Annotated in this window: 14 protein-coding genes; 8 read left to right on the forward strand and 6 right to left on the reverse strand. The window is 72.4% G+C overall.

The features are described 5' to 3' along the window. Positions 1-112 precede the first annotated feature (112 nt). Positions 113-1,567 (forward strand): APC family permease, encoded by a 1,455-nt coding sequence (locus ACIRU3_RS35070; RefSeq protein ID WP_404065228.1) that lies wholly within the window; start codon positions 113-115, stop codon positions 1,565-1,567. Positions 1,568-1,600: 33 nt separating this feature from the next. Here ACIRU3_RS35070 and ACIRU3_RS35075 read toward each other — a convergent pair whose 3' ends face one another. Then, complete coding sequence (locus tag ACIRU3_RS35075; RefSeq protein WP_404065231.1) at positions 1,601-1,900, reverse strand: hypothetical protein; 300 nt, start codon at positions 1,898-1,900, stop codon at positions 1,601-1,603. Between the two features lie 234 nt (positions 1,901-2,134). Here ACIRU3_RS35075 and ACIRU3_RS35080 point away from each other — a divergent pair, with 234 nt between their 5' ends. Beyond that, positions 2,135-2,902, forward strand: a complete 768-nt coding sequence (locus ACIRU3_RS35080) for an ArsR/SmtB family transcription factor (protein WP_404065268.1) — start codon at positions 2,135-2,137, stop codon at positions 2,900-2,902. A gap of 107 nt (positions 2,903-3,009) precedes the next feature. Here ACIRU3_RS35080 and ACIRU3_RS35085 read toward each other — a convergent pair whose 3' ends face one another. Beyond that, positions 3,010-3,447: an SPW repeat protein gene (locus ACIRU3_RS35085; protein WP_404065233.1), complete on the reverse strand. Its 438-nt coding sequence runs from the start codon at positions 3,445-3,447 to the stop codon at positions 3,010-3,012. Positions 3,448-3,528: 81 nt separating this feature from the next. Then, positions 3,529-4,323 (reverse strand): sigma-70 family RNA polymerase sigma factor, encoded by a 795-nt coding sequence (locus ACIRU3_RS35090; protein WP_404065236.1) that lies wholly within the window; start codon positions 4,321-4,323, stop codon positions 3,529-3,531. A gap of 94 nt (positions 4,324-4,417) precedes the next feature. On the opposite strand from ACIRU3_RS35090, the gene ACIRU3_RS35095 reads away from it, so the two are divergent. Beyond that, positions 4,418-5,437, forward strand: a complete 1,020-nt coding sequence (locus ACIRU3_RS35095) for a MerR family transcriptional regulator (RefSeq protein WP_404065238.1) — start codon at positions 4,418-4,420, stop codon at positions 5,435-5,437. Between the two features lie 28 nt (positions 5,438-5,465). Here ACIRU3_RS35095 and ACIRU3_RS35100 read toward each other — a convergent pair whose 3' ends face one another. Both ACIRU3_RS35100 and ACIRU3_RS35105 read right to left on the reverse strand, forming a co-directional pair. After that, a complete protein-coding gene (locus ACIRU3_RS35100) occupies positions 5,466-6,839 on the reverse strand; it encodes a cryptochrome/photolyase family protein (RefSeq protein ID WP_404065241.1) in 1,374 nt (457 codons plus the stop codon). A gap of 85 nt (positions 6,840-6,924) precedes the next feature. Continuing rightward, complete coding sequence (locus tag ACIRU3_RS35105; RefSeq protein ID WP_404065244.1) at positions 6,925-8,454, reverse strand: SDR family oxidoreductase; 1,530 nt, start codon at positions 8,452-8,454, stop codon at positions 6,925-6,927. Positions 8,455-8,631: 177 nt separating this feature from the next. Between ACIRU3_RS35105 and ACIRU3_RS35110 the strand changes: the two genes are divergently transcribed. Continuing rightward, positions 8,632-8,808 (forward strand): hypothetical protein, encoded by a 177-nt coding sequence (locus tag ACIRU3_RS35110; RefSeq protein ID WP_404065246.1) that lies wholly within the window; start codon positions 8,632-8,634, stop codon positions 8,806-8,808. A gap of 177 nt (positions 8,809-8,985) precedes the next feature. Continuing rightward, the gene (locus ACIRU3_RS35115; protein ID WP_404065248.1) at positions 8,986-9,522 is read left to right on the forward strand and encodes an HXXEE domain-containing protein; all 537 of its coding nucleotides are present in this window, start codon (positions 8,986-8,988) and stop codon (positions 9,520-9,522) included. Positions 9,523-9,874: 352 nt separating this feature from the next. On the opposite strand, the gene ACIRU3_RS35120 is transcribed toward ACIRU3_RS35115, so the two are convergent. Further along, entirely contained in the window at positions 9,875-10,927 is a 1,053-nt protein-coding gene (locus tag ACIRU3_RS35120) for an acyl-CoA dehydrogenase family protein (protein ID WP_404065251.1), read from the reverse strand. Positions 10,928-11,074: 147 nt separating this feature from the next. Here ACIRU3_RS35120 and ACIRU3_RS35125 point away from each other — a divergent pair, with 147 nt between their 5' ends. The 3 genes from ACIRU3_RS35125 (at position 11,075) to ACIRU3_RS35135 (ending at position 14,072) form a co-directional block, all read left to right on the forward strand. Further along, a complete protein-coding gene (locus ACIRU3_RS35125; RefSeq protein WP_404065254.1) occupies positions 11,075-11,425 on the forward strand; it encodes a YciI family protein in 351 nt (116 codons plus the stop codon). Beyond that, positions 11,425-12,627: an RNA polymerase sigma factor gene (locus ACIRU3_RS35130; RefSeq protein ID WP_404065257.1), complete on the forward strand. Its 1,203-nt coding sequence runs from the start codon at positions 11,425-11,427 to the stop codon at positions 12,625-12,627. Before ACIRU3_RS35125 ends, ACIRU3_RS35130 begins: the two co-directional genes overlap by 1 nt. Positions 12,628-12,749: 122 nt before the next feature. Further along, on the forward strand, positions 12,750-14,072 hold the full coding sequence (locus ACIRU3_RS35135; RefSeq protein WP_404065260.1) for an aldehyde dehydrogenase family protein: 1,323 nt from the start codon (positions 12,750-12,752) through the stop codon (positions 14,070-14,072). The last annotated feature ends 119 nt before the right edge of the window (positions 14,073-14,191 follow it).

Below are 14,191 nucleotides of genomic sequence, written 5' to 3' on the forward strand. Positions count from 1 at the left end.
TCGCATACTTGACGCCTCTAGTAAGGCTCCTTAACTTTATCGCCCAGTCAGCCCGACCGGGTGAGTCGCCGCCAAGCGCGCGGCCCGTGCGCCCGTCGCGTCAGGAGTCCCCATGTCCGGTAGTCCGCCACCCACGGGTGGCTTCGTCCGTCGTGTCGGCCTGTTCCAGGCCACGGCCATCAACATGAGTCAGATGTGCGGCATCGGCCCGTTCGTGACGATCCCCCTGATGGTCGCCGCGTTCGGCGGCCCCCAGGCGGTCACCGGATTCGTCGCGGGCGCCGTGCTGGCGCTCTGCGACGGGCTGGTGTGGGCCGAGCTGGGTGCGGCCATGCCCGGCTCCGGCGGCAGTTACGTCTATCTCCGCCAGGCCTTCCAGTACCGCACCGGCCGGCTGATGCCGTTCCTGTTCGTGTGGACGGCGATGCTCTTCATCCCGCTGATCATGTCCACGGGCGTGGTCGGCTTCGTCCAGTACCTGGGTTACCTCGCACCCGATCTCGGCAAGACATCCGGCGACCTGATCGGGCTCGGCATCATCGCGCTGGTGGTGCTCCTGCTCTGGCGCGGCATCGAGCACATCGCCCGGATCACCGCCGTGATGTGGGCCGTGATGATCGCCTCGGTGGTCCTGGTGATCGCCGCCGCCGCGAGCGACTTCAGCCCGCACCTGGCCTTCACCTACCCCGCCCACGCCTTCGATCTGACGGGCAACCACTTCTGGCTCGGCTTCGCCGCGGGCCTGACCATCGGCATCTACGACTACCTCGGGTACAACACCACCGCCTACATGGGCGCCGAGATCAAGGACCCCGGCCGGACCCTGCCGCGCTCCATCATCTTCTCGATCCTCGGCATCATGGCGATCTACCTGCTGCTGCAGATCGGTACGCTCGGCGTCATCGACTGGCACCGTATGACCGACCCGAACGACATCGCCGCCACCTCCGTGGCCTCCGCGGTGCTGGAGAAGACCTGGGGCAAGGGTGCCGCCGACACGGTCACCGTGCTGATCCTGATCACGGCGTTCGCCTCGGTGTTCACCGGCCTGCTCGGCGGCTCCCGGGTGCCCTACGACGCCGCCCGCGACCGGGTGTTCTTCCGCCCCTACGAGAAGCTGCACCCGAAGCACCGCTTCCCGACGCTGGGCCTGGCGACCATGGGCGTGATCACCGCGATCGGCTTCCTGATCGGCCGTCACACCGACCTCGCCACCCTGATCCAGCTGCTCACCACGGTCATGGTGATCGTCCAGGCGCTGGCCCAGATCATCGCGCTCACCGTCCTGCGCAAGCGGCAGCCGACCCTGCGCCGCCCGTACCGGATGTGGCTCTATCCGCTGCCCGGCATCGTCGCTTTCGTCGGCTGGTGCGTGATCTACGGGTACGCCGACAAGAACTCCCCGGGCCGCCACCCCATCGAGTGGTCCCTGGCCTGGGTCGCCCTCGGCTGCGTGGCCTACCTGATCTGGGCGCGGCTGGAGAAGGTGTGGCCGTTCGGCGTGAAGGAGATCGCCGAGGAGTACGTGGCCGGACGGGATCCGGACACCGCGCCTGCCGCACGCTGAAATCCCGTTCCGCGGTCCGCTTCCGAGTGTGTGTCACCGGGGAGTCCGCGGGGGGCACACACTCGGAAGCTCCGGCCGGCGCACTGCCGGCCGGAGCCTCGGCGTCTCGCGGCCCGGGGTCACCTCGTAGCGGTGCTTGCCGGTCTTGTGGACCTTCGCCACGGAGACCTTGTCCGCGAGCCGCACCGTCTTGACGTGGACACGCTCGGCCGTGCCGTGGGCGACGGGAGTCGGTTCGGGTGCGGCGGCGAAGGCGCCGGTCGCCGGCGCGCCCAGGGCGGCGGCGACGCCGGCGGCGACGAGTGTGGTGCGCGGGGTGCGACGTGCACGCATCGGTGAACTGCCCTTCGTTCGGGTTCGTTCGTCGGCGTCTTCGACGCTACGGAACGTGAATCAAGGGCGCCCATACGTCATGTAGCAGATGCTTGTTGCGTTCCGCGCGAATCACCGCATAATTCGCGCTCAACCATCAGATCCGCGGGGAAACCGCAGTCCGGTCCGGTCTGGCTTGACATGCAAGTAATCGCCTGCATAACGTTGAGTGTGCAATCGAAGGACGACACCGGGATGGACAAGGTCTTCAAGGCACTGGCCGACGACACGCGCAGACGGCTTCTGGACCGGCTGCACGAACACAACGGCCAGACGCTGGGCGAGCTGTGCGAGCGCATCGACATGACGCGTCAGTCGGTCACCCAGCACCTCGCCGTCCTGGAGGCCGCCAATCTGGTCAGCACGGTGCGGCGGGGGCGGGAAAAGCTGCACTACCTGAACCCCGTACCGCTCCACGAGATCCAGGAGCGGTGGATCGACAAGTTCGAGCGCCCGCGCCTCAGTGCGCTCGGCGCCGTGAAGCGACGAGCCGAGGAAGCCATGACCGACAAGCCGAGTTTCGTGTACGTCACCTACATCGCGAGCACGCCCGAGAAGGTCTGGGAGGCGCTCACCGACGCCGACCTGACCGCCGCCTACTGGGGGCACCGCAACGTCTCCGACTGGCAGGTCGGCTCCCGCTGGGAGCATGTCCGCACCGACGGCTCCGGGATCGCCGACGTGGTCGGCCGTGTGGTCGAGAGCGAGTTCCCGACCCGCCTGGTCACCACCTGGGCCGCGCCCGATCAGGAGGACCGGGAGGACCGGCACTCCCGGGTGACCTTCGAGATCCGGCCGCACGAGGACATCGTCAGGCTGACCGTCACCCACGAGGATCTCAACGACGAGGGCGAGCGCGCCGACATCGCGTCCGGCTGGCCGGCGGTGCTCTCCAACCTCAAGTCGCTTCTGGAGACCGGCAGCACCATGCCGCAGTCGCCCTGGCAGGTGCCCGTCCGCTGAGCCGCGGGCGTGGCGAGGCCGGCCCGCCCGGGCGGACCGGCCTCGCGTTCTTCTTCTTCGTGGCCTTCACTTTCTTCGCGTGGTCCTCCCTTCCTCGTGTCTTGTCCTTATGGCTTCGGGACGCTCTTCGCCGCCGTACCGGCGCATATCAGTCCGAGGACGAAGGCCAGCGCGCCGATGACGATGTTGTTGATGATCACGCCGGTGTCCGGGCTGCTGCCCACGACCCACGGCGCGATGATCATCCAGACACCCATGGCGCACATGGCCCAGCTGAGGCCGTACATCCGCTCGGGGGCCCTCGTGAACCCCAGCGCCAGCAGGCCTATCGCGATGCCCACGATCAGGTTGTGTGCCACGAGTGCCGGCTGGCTCGTCGTGTAGTGCAGGATCCACGGAGATGCCGCGCAGTAGACGCCGAGCAGGAAGACCGGCCCGTCCACCAGCGCCACATCACGACCACCGAGCATGCGGGCGTAGCGTTCCCGCATTTCGGAGATGTCGGGGTGGGTTGTCATGTCACCCCTGTGCGAGACGTTGGCCATGAATCGTCTCCTTACGACTTGCAGGCCCGACCGCGTCTGGTGCGGTGTGCGGTAAGCGCCGCCTTCCTAGTTTGCTCTTATTCACCCCTTATGTGTAGGGGGCGGTAGGCACCTTTGCCATGCGTCGTCCCGTCGGCAGGAGAGCCCCCGGAGAGCACCGACTCTCTCCGGGGGCCGACACGGGGGAGCAGCGCCTCGGCGGCGATCTCCCGGATCTCGCACCGTTTCCGCATCGGAACCGTCGCCCTGCTGACCGAGCACGCGCCGCAGCCGGCGCAGGCCGCGCCGGGCATGGCTCTTCACGGTGCCTAGGGGCCACCCCGTGCGGGCGGCGATCTGCGTCTGGGTCAGGTCCTCGTAGAAGGCCAGACGCAGAACCTCCCGCTGCGGGGAGGGCAGTTGCGCCAGTGCGTGCCGGACGAGGACGCGGTCCAGCGCGGCCTCGGACCACGGCTCCGCGGTGGAGCCGGTGAGCACGAGGGCCGAGCCCGCAGCCGCGACCAGAGCCGTGCGCCGGGTGCGTGCGGCCAGCGCGTCGACGATCTTGCGCCGGGTGATGCCGACGATCCAGCCGGCCAGCGGACCGCGGTCGGGCCGGTACCCGTTCCGGCCCCGCCACACCCCGAGGAACACCTGCTGGGTGACGTCCTCCGCCTCCCCGGCATCGCCCAGCGAGCGGTACGCCAGGCCGTACACCAGCGCTGACCAGCGCCGGTGGACGGCGGCCAGGAAGGCGTCGTCACCCGCCGTCAGGCCCCGCGCCAGTTCCTCGTCGCCGAACGGCACCTCGTCCGGGCCCTGCGCCAGTGCCACGGCCGACGGCTGCGGCGGAGGGCTCACGGTGAGGAGGGCGGGTGAGGTCGGATACGGGGGCATGGCCACGGCTCCTTGCACGAGACGTTGCCGTCATCGTCGGAGCCCCGCGTCCGAGGCCACAACCCGCATCGATTCTGCATCGTATAGTCGTGATGTGGACCGCGAACGCGTCGGCACCAGCCGATCCGCCCCGGACGCGCGGACGAGCGAGGCGGGCTTGACCACCGGTGCCCTCGCCCGCCGGCTCGGGGTCTCACCCACCACGCTCCGCTCCTGGGAACGCCGTTACGGCATCGGCCCCGCCGAGCGCGTGACCGGCCGGCACCGGCGCTGGACGTCCAGGGACGTGGCCGTGCTGGAGGCGATGTGCCGGCTGACCGCGGCCGGTCTGGCCCCTGCCGAGGCGGCCCGGGTGGCCCGGAACGAGGCGTCCGCCGACGAGTCCCCGCCCACCGCGCTGCCGCGCGAGATGCCCAGGAACGTGCCCGCGCACCCGCGTACGGCCGGCCCGCTGCCGTCGGGCGATGTGCGCCAGGAGTCCCGGGGCCTGGCCCGTGCGGCCGTACGCCTGGACGCGCCGGCCGTGGAGGAGCGACTGGCCGCCGCCGTGGACGAGTTCGGCCTCGCCCGCGCCTGGCAGGAGGTCATGGTGCCCACCCTGCATGCCGTCGGCCGGAAGTGGGCCTCGTCCGGAGACCGCTACGTGGAGGTGGAACACCTGCTGTCCTGGCACGTGTCCACCACCCTGCGCCGGCACACCCGGCCGCCCGTGGCGTCGGTCGCTCCCGCGGCGGCAGGCCCGGTGCTGCTCGCCTGCGTGCCCGGCGAGCAGCACACCCTGCCCCTGGAGGCGCTCAACGCCGGACTGAGCCAACTGGGCGTCGCCACCAGGATGTTCGGCGCCGCCGTCCCCGTGGAGGCGCTCGCGGCGGCGGTGGGGCGCCTCGGCCCGGCCGCCGTGGTGCTGTGGGCACAGGCCCGCTCCACGGCGAGCCTGCCGCTGGCGCAGCACGTCGCCGCCACGCAATGGGGGGTGAAGGGAGCCCGGTCGGGGCCGCTGGTCGTGCTCGGCGGCCCCGGCTGGGCGGGCCGGTCCAGCCGGGGCATGCTCCGTCCGACGGGCCTGCCCGAAGCCCTCGACACGCTGGCGGATGCCTGCGGGCGACCGGGCTGAGCACCGTCGTCCGGAGAGCGCAGGGCCCTCAGCCGTGTCCGCGAGCCCGCTTGAAGCGGGCCAGACCGTCGGCCAGGTCGATGATCGGGCCGGGGTAGTCGACCGCCGACCGCTCCGGACCCCGGAGCTTCCACGGCTCGTGCACCATCGGGGCCTCCAGCGACGCCAGTTCGGGCACCCAGCGCCGCACATAGGTTCCGTCCGGGTCGTGCCGCCTGGCCTGGGTTACCGGATTGAGCACGCGGTTGGGGCGGGTGTCGGTACCGGTCCCGGCCATCCACTGCCAGTTGAGCTGGTTGTTGGCGACGTCCCCGTCGACCAGGAGGTCGAGGAAGTGACGGGCGCCCACCCGCCAGTCGACGTAGAGGGTCTTGGCCAGGAAACTCGCGGCCAGCAGCCTGCCGCGGTTGTGCATCCAGCCCTCATGGCGCAGCTGGCGCATCGCGGCGTCGACGATCGGATAGCCGGTACGGCCCTCCCGCCACGCCTCGATGTCCTCCCGGGCCGTCCGCTCGGTCCGCCAGCGGTCGTGCTTGGTGCGGTAGTCGGCGGTGGCCGTGGCCGGCCGCGCCGCCAGGACCTGGCGGTGGAAGTCGCGCCAGGCCAGCTGCCGTACGAAGGCCTCGGCGCCCGGGCCGCCCGCCCTGCGGGCTCGGTGGACCAGTTCGACGGGGGAGAGAGTGCCGAAGTGCAGGTGCGGCGAGAGCCGGGAGGTGGCGTCGCCGGCCAGGTCGTCATGCCGGTTCTCGTAGGCCGCCACGCCACGGCGCAGCCACGCCGAGAGGCGCTTGCGACCCTCCCTCTCCCCGCCGGCGTTCAGGCCCTCGGACACGCCCGACAGCCCTGCGCGGGAGGGGACTTCCCCGGATCCGACACCCTCCGGCACCCGGATCGTGCGCGGCGCCGCGAGCGGGTCGCGCAACCGCTGCTGCGACCACTGCCGGAAGTACGGCGTGAACACGGCGAAGTGGTCCGAGGAAGCCGGTGTCACGGCGCCCGGCGCGAGCGCCGTGGTCACCGTGTCGTGCACGTGCAGCCGGCGTCCGTCGCCCTCCAGGGCCCGGCGCAGCCGCACCTCCCGGCGCTGCGCGTAGGCGCTGACGTCGGCGGCCATGTGCACCTCGTCGGCGTCCGCCTCGGTGACCACCTTGCACACTTCCTCGACGAGGTCGCCGCAGCGGACAACCAGCCGCCCGCCGCGCTCGCGCAGCCCCGAGTCGAGATCGCACAGGCAGTCGGCGAGGAACGCCAGCCGGTTGGGCGCCGCGAACCGTGCCTCGGCCACTCCCCGGTCGCGCACGAAGAGCGGGACCACCTGCCGTGTGCCGTCCAGGGCCGCCCGCAGCGGCGGGTGGTCGTGCAGGCGCAGGTCGGCGGTGAACAGGACGACCGAGACGTTCATGGCGTGGCTCCGGGTTGGGACGGGGTGGACGGGTGCGTGCTTCCGCCTCCGCTTCCGGGCCACGGTGCCCGGTGGATGCGGTGCGTCAGCGCGCGGGCGCGCATTCCCTCTCCCGGGGGTGCGGGGCGGCGGCCGCGGTGCGCGCGATGTTGCGTGCCATGCCGCCGAACACCAGGGCGTGGAACGGTGAGACTGCCCACCAGTAGGCGTGGCCGAGCAGCCCGTGCGGGTGGAACAGCGCACGCTGCCGGTAGCGGCTGCGCCCGGCGCCCTCGTTCTCCGCGTACATCTCCAGCCAGGCCGGCCCCGGCAGACGCATCTCCGCCCGCAGCCGCAGCAGATGCCCCGGCTCGATCTCCTCGACCCGCCAGAAGTCCAGCGAGTCACCGATCCGCAGCCGCTGCGCGTCCCGGCGGCCGCGGCGTAGTCCGACCCCGCCCGCCAGCCGGTCCAGCCGGCCGCGCAGCGCCCAGGCCAGGGGGAACGAGTACCAGCCGTTCTCCCCGCCCACCCCCTCGATCACCCGCCACAGCGTGTCGGCCGGGGCGTCGACCTCGGCCTCCCGCAGATCCGTGTAGAGGCTGCCGCCCGCCCAGTCGGGGTCGGTGGGCAGCGGATCGCTCGGCGCGCCCGGCACCGCCGACGACGACCAGCGGGTGGCGACCTGGGCGTCCTGGACGCGCCGCAGGGCCAGCCGCACGGCTTCGTCGAAGGACAACGGGTGGCCCGGCGGGTTCGGTACGTACGCCTCGATGTCGTGCTCGTGGCAGACCACCTCGTGACGCAGCGACTCGGTCAGCGGCCGGGCGAGGGACGCGGGGACGGGCGTGACCAGACCCACCCAGTGGCTGGACAGCCCCGGGGTGAGAACCGGCACGGGCAGGACCACCCGGCGGGGCAGGCCCGCCACCGCCGCGTACCGGATCATCATGTCCCGGTACGTGAGGACGTCCGGCCCGCCGATGTCGAAGGCGCGGTTCACCCGCGCCGGCATGTCCGCGCTGCCGACCAGGATCCGCAGCACGTCCCGCACGGCGATGGGCTGGATCCGGGTGCGCACCCACCTGGGGGTGATCATCACCGGCAGCCGCTCGGTGAGATGGCGCAGCATCTCGAAGGAGGCCGAGCCGGAGCCGATGATCACCGCCGCGCGCAGCACCGTGGTGGGTACCCCCGAGCCCAGCAGGATGCTGCCGACCTCGGCCCGTGACCGCAGGTGCGGGGAGAGCGCGTGATCGGGTACGCCGGCCGGTGTGAGGCCGCCGAGGTACACGATGCGCCGTACCCCGGCCGCCTTCGCCCGCTCACCGAAGATCCGGGCCGCGTGGCGGTCGGTCGACTCGAAATCACGGCCGCTGCCGAGCGCGTGGACCAGGTAATAGGCCACGTCGACACCCTGCATGGCCTCGGCCACGGAGTCGGCGTCGGTGACATCACCCCGCACCACTTCGGCCTCACCCGCCCAGGGATGGTCGCGCAGTTTGCCGGGATCGCGGGCCAGGCAGCGCACGCGGAGCCCGGCGGCCAGCAACTCGGGCACGAGCCGGCCGCCGATGTAACCCGTGGCGCCCGCCACCAGGCAGCGCGATCCCGCCGCTCGTTCGTCGTGCTCCATGGTTCCGGTCCTCCGTGTCGGCGATCCCCTGTGACCACTTCCCGCCGCTCACCCCTCATGGATGCGCTCCTTCCGCCGGAACAGGTCGGGTGGCATGTCCGCAGCGATCCCGGGCAGCCGGAGAGGTGGGAGACACACGCAGGGGTCGGCTGTCGACACTGGAGGTGACCGGTCGTCATGGGTGGAAAAGTGTTGCAGCGATTCCCCGCGGGAGCCCCGCGCGGATCATGGCCCGCGGAGGAGTACGCGGCCGCCCGGCGCGCCGAGGGCGAGTCCGCGACCGTGGTGATGGACCTGAAGTCCGACACCTTCCTCGTCGTGGTCGAGGGACAGGACGACGACGGTCGCATCTGACCCCGGCTCTCGGACCGCCGTGGCAGCGCGAGCGGCGTCGGGCGCGGTTCGCCGGCCGGCCGGCGAAGTGACTCCGAGTCACGGCCGCGGTGCGGTCCGGCCGTTCCGCCCGCGGCCGCCGCGGAAGGCGCCGCCGGCCGAGCTGAGCGCCGACCGGGCCTGGCAGACTGCCGGTTCATGACACAAGGACCACTGCCTGTGGGGGCGTCCGTCACCCTCGGGCTACTGGCGGCCTGGGCCGTGCACGACACCGAGGAACTGGTCATGGTGCCGCGATGGGTGCGGACGCGGGTCCCCGAGCTGAGGAAGGACTTTCCCGGGGTGCCGGAGGCGGTGTGGCGGCGACTGGAGTCGGTGGACGCACGTGAGTTCACGACCGCCGTCGCCGCGATGGCCGTCGTGGTCGGGGCGGCCGCCGCCGAAGGGCACCGGACCGGCGGACGTTCCGCCCTCTACCGGACCGCGCTCAACGCCTTCGGGCTGCACGGCGTGGTGCACCTGGTCCAGGCTGCCGCGTTCCGCGGGTACACGCCGGGCTCGGCGACCACCCCGTTGGTGGTCATTCCCTTCACTCTGTGGGCTCGCGGCCGACTGCGCCGGGCCGGCGTCCTGCGCCCCGGCCGGCCGCGCGACGCGCTCCAGGGCCTCGCCTTCGCCGCGGCCGCCACGGTGGGCACTCACGCGCTGGCGCGCCGCGCAGCGCGCCGCCGCTGACCGCCGCACCGGTCGCGACGACGGCCCGGCCCTCGCGCGCCGCGGCCGTCCCGGCGGGCGTTCGAGCGCGTGCCCGGGACGGGCTCTTCCTTGGCAGTCGGCTTCGGCTTCGGCTTCGGCTCTGGCTTTGGCTTCGGCTTTGGCTCGGCCGGCCGGGCGTGTGCCCGCGATCGGCTTCGCCTTCACAGGCCGATTCCGTCCGGCGTCCGTCGGTGGCCCGCGCCTCGGCTTCGGCTCGCGACGTTCCCGTCCGGATGCCGGCCGCACTGCCGGTCGCCGCTCGGTGCCTGCCCCGGGGCGCAAGGCACGCCCGTCGTCGGCGCCCCGCAGTCAGCCGCAAGCGGCGTCCGTTTCACGTCCCGCCGTCGGCCGGCGCCCCCGTCAGCGCCCGCAGATGCGCCCGCCGCGTCTCCGCCGTCTGGCCCTGCACCAGCAGGAACAGCCCCTCCCGGGCCAGCCGTTGGGCGCGGCTGGTCAGGGACATCGCACGGCCGCCGCCGGCCACCACCGCCGCCGTGGTGGCCGCGCCCAGGACCTCGTACGCCTCTGCCCGGACGGCCAGCCGTTCCTCGGCCCGCTCGAGCGGTGCGGGGTGGTCGGCCAGGGCGTAGGCCCTGCGGCGGACGTCGGCGAGGCGGGCACGCAGAGGGCCCGAGGACTCCTCGGACAGCAGGGACAGCGCGGCCTCGGCGATACCGAAGACCGCCGGGTTGGCGTTCAGTGTCCTGGCTCGGTCGCCGGGCGCCCATCGCTCGTACGGAGTCCGCCGGACCACCGCCTCCTCGGGCACCCACAGGCCGTCCAGCTTCAGTGACACCGTGCGGGTGGCGGTCAGCGCGGCGAGCCGCAGCGGCGCCGAGGCCCGCAGACCCGGTTGTTCGCGTGCCTCGACGAAGGCGAACAGGACCTCGTCCGCCTCGGTCACCCCCGCGAGCAGCATGACGTCGTTCAGACCCCATCCGGTGTACCAGGGGACGGTTCCGTCGAACCGCTGGCCGGTGCCCTCCCGCCGGACCCGCACCGGGACGCGCGGGTACGCCCGCAGGTGTGCGTACGCCACCCCGGACAGCAGCTCACCGCGCGACAGCGGGCCCAACAGGCGATCCCGTACCGTGAGTTCGCTCTGTGCCAGCGTCTGCACCGGTGTGTGGTGCTGCGTCTGCACGAACCACGTCGAGCAGCACGCTCCGGCCAGGATCTCCGCGGTCTCCCGCAGTACGGCCGGCGGTGCCCCCGAGCCGCCGTACCCGACCGGCGCGACCACGCCGAGCAGCCCGGACCGCTTCACCGCCTCGATGTGGCTCGCGGGCACGCCTTCCTGGTCCACCCGCTCGGCCGCGGGGACGAGCAGATCGGCGGCGAGCCGTCGGGCGCCGGCGACGAGCGGGTGTGCGGTGTCGGTCATGCGGAAGATTCTTCCGAAGATCTCCGCCGAATTTTTCTACCGGATCCGCGGCGCGCGATGTCGATTCCGGCTCCGCCCGTTCGTGTAGGAGGTGACAGACACCCCCGACACCGGGAAGACGCCCCGGAAGAAGCACAGGAGGACATCATGAAGCACTACCTGCTCAGCGTGGTCCAGCCGGCCGGGGGACAGCCGCCCGCCCCCGAAGCGCTCGCCGAGATCATGCGCAACGTCGAGGCCTTCAACGACGAACTGCGCGCGGCCGGAGCCTGGGTCTTCGCCGGCGGACTGCACGGTCCGGAGACCGCCACCGTGATCCGCCCCAAGGACGGCGACGTGCTGATCACCGACGGGCCCTACGCCGAGGGCAAGGAGTACCTGGGCGGACTCTGCCTGATCCGGGCCGCCGACCTGGACGAGGCTCTGGAGTGGGGGCGCAGGGCCGCCCTGGCGACCACCCTGCCCATCGAGGTGCGGCCGTTCGTGGACCAGCACTGATGGCCGAGGCCCCCGACATCGAGGCCGTCTTCCGCGCCGAGTACGGGCGCGCGGTCTCCGTCCTCGTCCGCTTCCTCGGCGACATCGACCTCGCCGAGGAAGCGGTGCAGGACGCCTTCGCCACCGCAGTGCGCACATGGCCGGAGACCGGCGTACCGCCGAGCCCGGCCGGCTGGATCATCACCACCGCCCGCAACCGGGCCGTCGACCGGCTGCGCCGCGAGTCCTCCCGGGACACCCGGCACGCGGAGGCCGCCCTGCTGTACGCGCCCGACGCACCGCCCGAGGAGGGCCCCGTGCGCGACGACCGGCTCCGCCTGATCTTCACCTGCTGCCACCCCGCGCTCGCCCTGCAGTCCCGCGTCGCCCTCACCCTGCGTCTGCTCGGCGGTCTGACCACCCCCCAGATCGCCCGCGCCTTCCTGGTCCCGGAGCCGACCCTCGCCCAGCGCCTGGTGCGTGCCAAGGCCAAGATCCGTGACGCGGGCATCCCGTACCGCGTGCCCCGCGACGCCGACCTGCCCGACCGGCTCGGCGGGGTGCTCGCCGTCGTCTGCCTGATCTTCAACGAGGGCTACACCGGCGATGCCGCCCTGTGCACGGAAGGCGTCCGGCTCGGCCGGCTGCTGGCCGAGCTGATGCCGGACGAACCCGAGGCCACCGGCCTGCTCGCCCTGATGCTGCTGATCGAGGCGCGCCGGCCGGCCCGGCGGGACGTGGAGGGCGCCCTGGTGCCGCTGCCCGAGCAGGACCGCGGCCGGTGGGACCGCACCCTGATCGCCGAGGGCCAGGACCTGGTCCGTCGCTGCCTGCGCCGAGGCCGGCCCGGGCCGTATCAGATCCAGGCCGCGATCAACGCCGTGCACAGCGACGCCCCGACCGCCGCCGCCACCGACTGGGGCCAGATCCTGCGCCTGTACGACCAGCTGATGGCCGTCGCCGCGTCGCCGGTGGTCGCGCTGAACCGGGCGGTCGCAGTGGCCGAGGTCGAGGGTCCGGCCAAGGCCCTGGAGCTGGTCGATTCCCTCGACCTTCCCCGCTACCACGTCCGGCACGCCGTCCGCGCCGACCTGCTGCGCCGCCTGGACCGGCCCGCCGAGGCCGCGGCGGAGTACACGACGGCCGTCGAACTGGCCGAGAGCGAGGCCGAGCGGGCCTGGCTGCGGCGGCGCAGAGAGGACCTCGACCACCGGATGACGTGACCCTCGTCACCGAGGGCGGTTCCCGGAATTTACTTGGGCACCTGAAAGGTTGGCAATTACATCTGATACTTCCGAGACCTGGGCCCGGGCCGACCGGCCCGTGCACCACCAGCGAGGGACCTGTGAACGACTCCACCCCCGAGCAGCCCGCCGACGTCGTGGCCCGGCTGCGCGCCACCTTCCGCACCGGCCGCACCAAGCCGGTCGAGTGGCGCACCGGCCAGCTCCGCCGCCTGCGCACGATGCTCACGGAGAACGGCGCCGACCTCGCCACCGCCCTCCGCGCCGACCTCGGCAAGAGCAGCACCGAGGCCTACCGCACCGAGATCGACTTCACCGTCCGGGAGATCGACCACACCCTCGATCACCTGGACGAGTGGCTGCGCCCGGAGTCCGCGCCCGTCCCGGCGCACCTCGGCGGCGACGCGACGGCCTGGACGCAGTACGACCCGCTCGGCGTCGTCCTCGTCATCGCCCCCTGGAACTACCCGGCCCAGCTCCTGCTCGCCCCCATGGTCGGCGCGCTGGCCTCCGGCAACGCGGTCGTGGTCAAGCCGAGCGAACTGGCCCCGGCCACCTCGGCCGCGCTGGCCAGGCTGATCCCCGCTCATCTCGACACCGACGCGGTCGCCGTGGTCGAGGGCGGCGTCCCGGAGACCACGGCCCTGCTGGCCGAGCGCTTCGACCACATCTTCTACACCGGCAACGCCACCGTCGGCCGCATCGTCATGCGCGCCGCCGCCGAGCACCTCACCCCGGTCACCCTCGAACTGGGCGGCAAGTCCCCGGTGTTCGTCGACCGCGGCACCGACGTCGACGTGGTCGCCGAGCGGCTGGCGCGCGGCAAGTTCCTCAACGCGGGCCAGACCTGCGTCGCCCCCGACTACGTCCTCACCGACCCGGAGACCGCCGACGCCCTGGAGGCCGCGCTGGTCCGCGCCGTCGAGACTCTCTTCGGCGCCGCCCCGCAGGCCTCGCCCGAGTACGGCCGCATCATCAACGAGCGCCACTTCGACCGGCTCTCCGCCCTACTGGACTCCGGCCGGGTGGCGGTCGGCGGCGGCAGCGACCGTACCGACAAGTACATCGCGCCGACCGTGCTCATGGACGTCGACCCGAAGTCCCCCGTGATGCAGGAGGAGATCTTCGGCCCGATCCTGCCGGTCGTCACCGTGCCCGGCCTCGACGCGGCGATCGACTTCATCAACGACCGCGACAAGCCCCTCGCGCTGTACGTCTTCTCCGGGTCCGAGGAGACCCGCGGGCGCATCGCCGCCGAGACCTCCTCCGGCGGCCTCGGTCACGGCCTGCCGCTGGCCCATCTCACCGTCTCCGACCTGCCGTTCGGCGGGGTAGGAGAGAGCGGCATGGGCAGTTACCACGGTCGCTACTCCATCGAGACGTTCAGCCACCGCAAGGCGGTCCTTGCGAAGCCGCTGAGCTGATCTCCCGCAGCCCCCAGTCGGGGCGGGCCCCGGCCGCCGCGGGGGCCCGCCCCCCTGGTGGGGGGCCGGGTGGGGGGGGGGCGGGGAGGATAGGGTGTGTGGGGGTAAACCCCTACAGG

The sequence above is a fragment of the Streptomyces sp. NPDC101151 genome (genome assembly GCF_044768335.1).
GTDB lineage: Bacteria > Actinomycetota > Actinomycetes > Streptomycetales > Streptomycetaceae > Streptomyces.

Bases quoted from the DNA above. Each gene is read 5' to 3' on its own strand.
- ACIRU3_RS35070 (WP_404065228.1), top strand. From the start codon at position 113: ATGTCCGGTAGTCCGCCACCCACGGGTGGCTTCGTCCGTCGTGTCGGC.
- ACIRU3_RS35075 (WP_404065231.1), bottom strand. From the start codon at position 1,900: ATGCGTGCACGTCGCACCCCGCGCACCACACTCGTCGCCGCCGGCGTC.
- ACIRU3_RS35080 (WP_404065268.1), top strand. From the start codon at position 2,135: ATGGACAAGGTCTTCAAGGCACTGGCCGACGACACGCGCAGACGGCTT.
- ACIRU3_RS35085 (WP_404065233.1), bottom strand. From the start codon at position 3,447: ATGGCCAACGTCTCGCACAGGGGTGACATGACAACCCACCCCGACATC.
- ACIRU3_RS35090 (WP_404065236.1), bottom strand. From the start codon at position 4,323: ATGCCCCCGTATCCGACCTCACCCGCCCTCCTCACCGTGAGCCCTCCG.
- ACIRU3_RS35100 (WP_404065241.1), bottom strand. From the start codon at position 6,839: ATGAACGTCTCGGTCGTCCTGTTCACCGCCGACCTGCGCCTGCACGAC.
- ACIRU3_RS35105 (WP_404065244.1), bottom strand. From the start codon at position 8,454: ATGGAGCACGACGAACGAGCGGCGGGATCGCGCTGCCTGGTGGCGGGC.
- ACIRU3_RS35110 (WP_404065246.1), top strand. From the start codon at position 8,632: ATGGGTGGAAAAGTGTTGCAGCGATTCCCCGCGGGAGCCCCGCGCGGA.
- ACIRU3_RS35115 (WP_404065248.1), top strand. From the start codon at position 8,986: ATGACACAAGGACCACTGCCTGTGGGGGCGTCCGTCACCCTCGGGCTA.
- ACIRU3_RS35120 (WP_404065251.1), bottom strand. From the start codon at position 10,927: ATGACCGACACCGCACACCCGCTCGTCGCCGGCGCCCGACGGCTCGCC.
- ACIRU3_RS35125 (WP_404065254.1), top strand. From the start codon at position 11,075: ATGAAGCACTACCTGCTCAGCGTGGTCCAGCCGGCCGGGGGACAGCCG.
- ACIRU3_RS35130 (WP_404065257.1), top strand. From the start codon at position 11,425: ATGGCCGAGGCCCCCGACATCGAGGCCGTCTTCCGCGCCGAGTACGGG.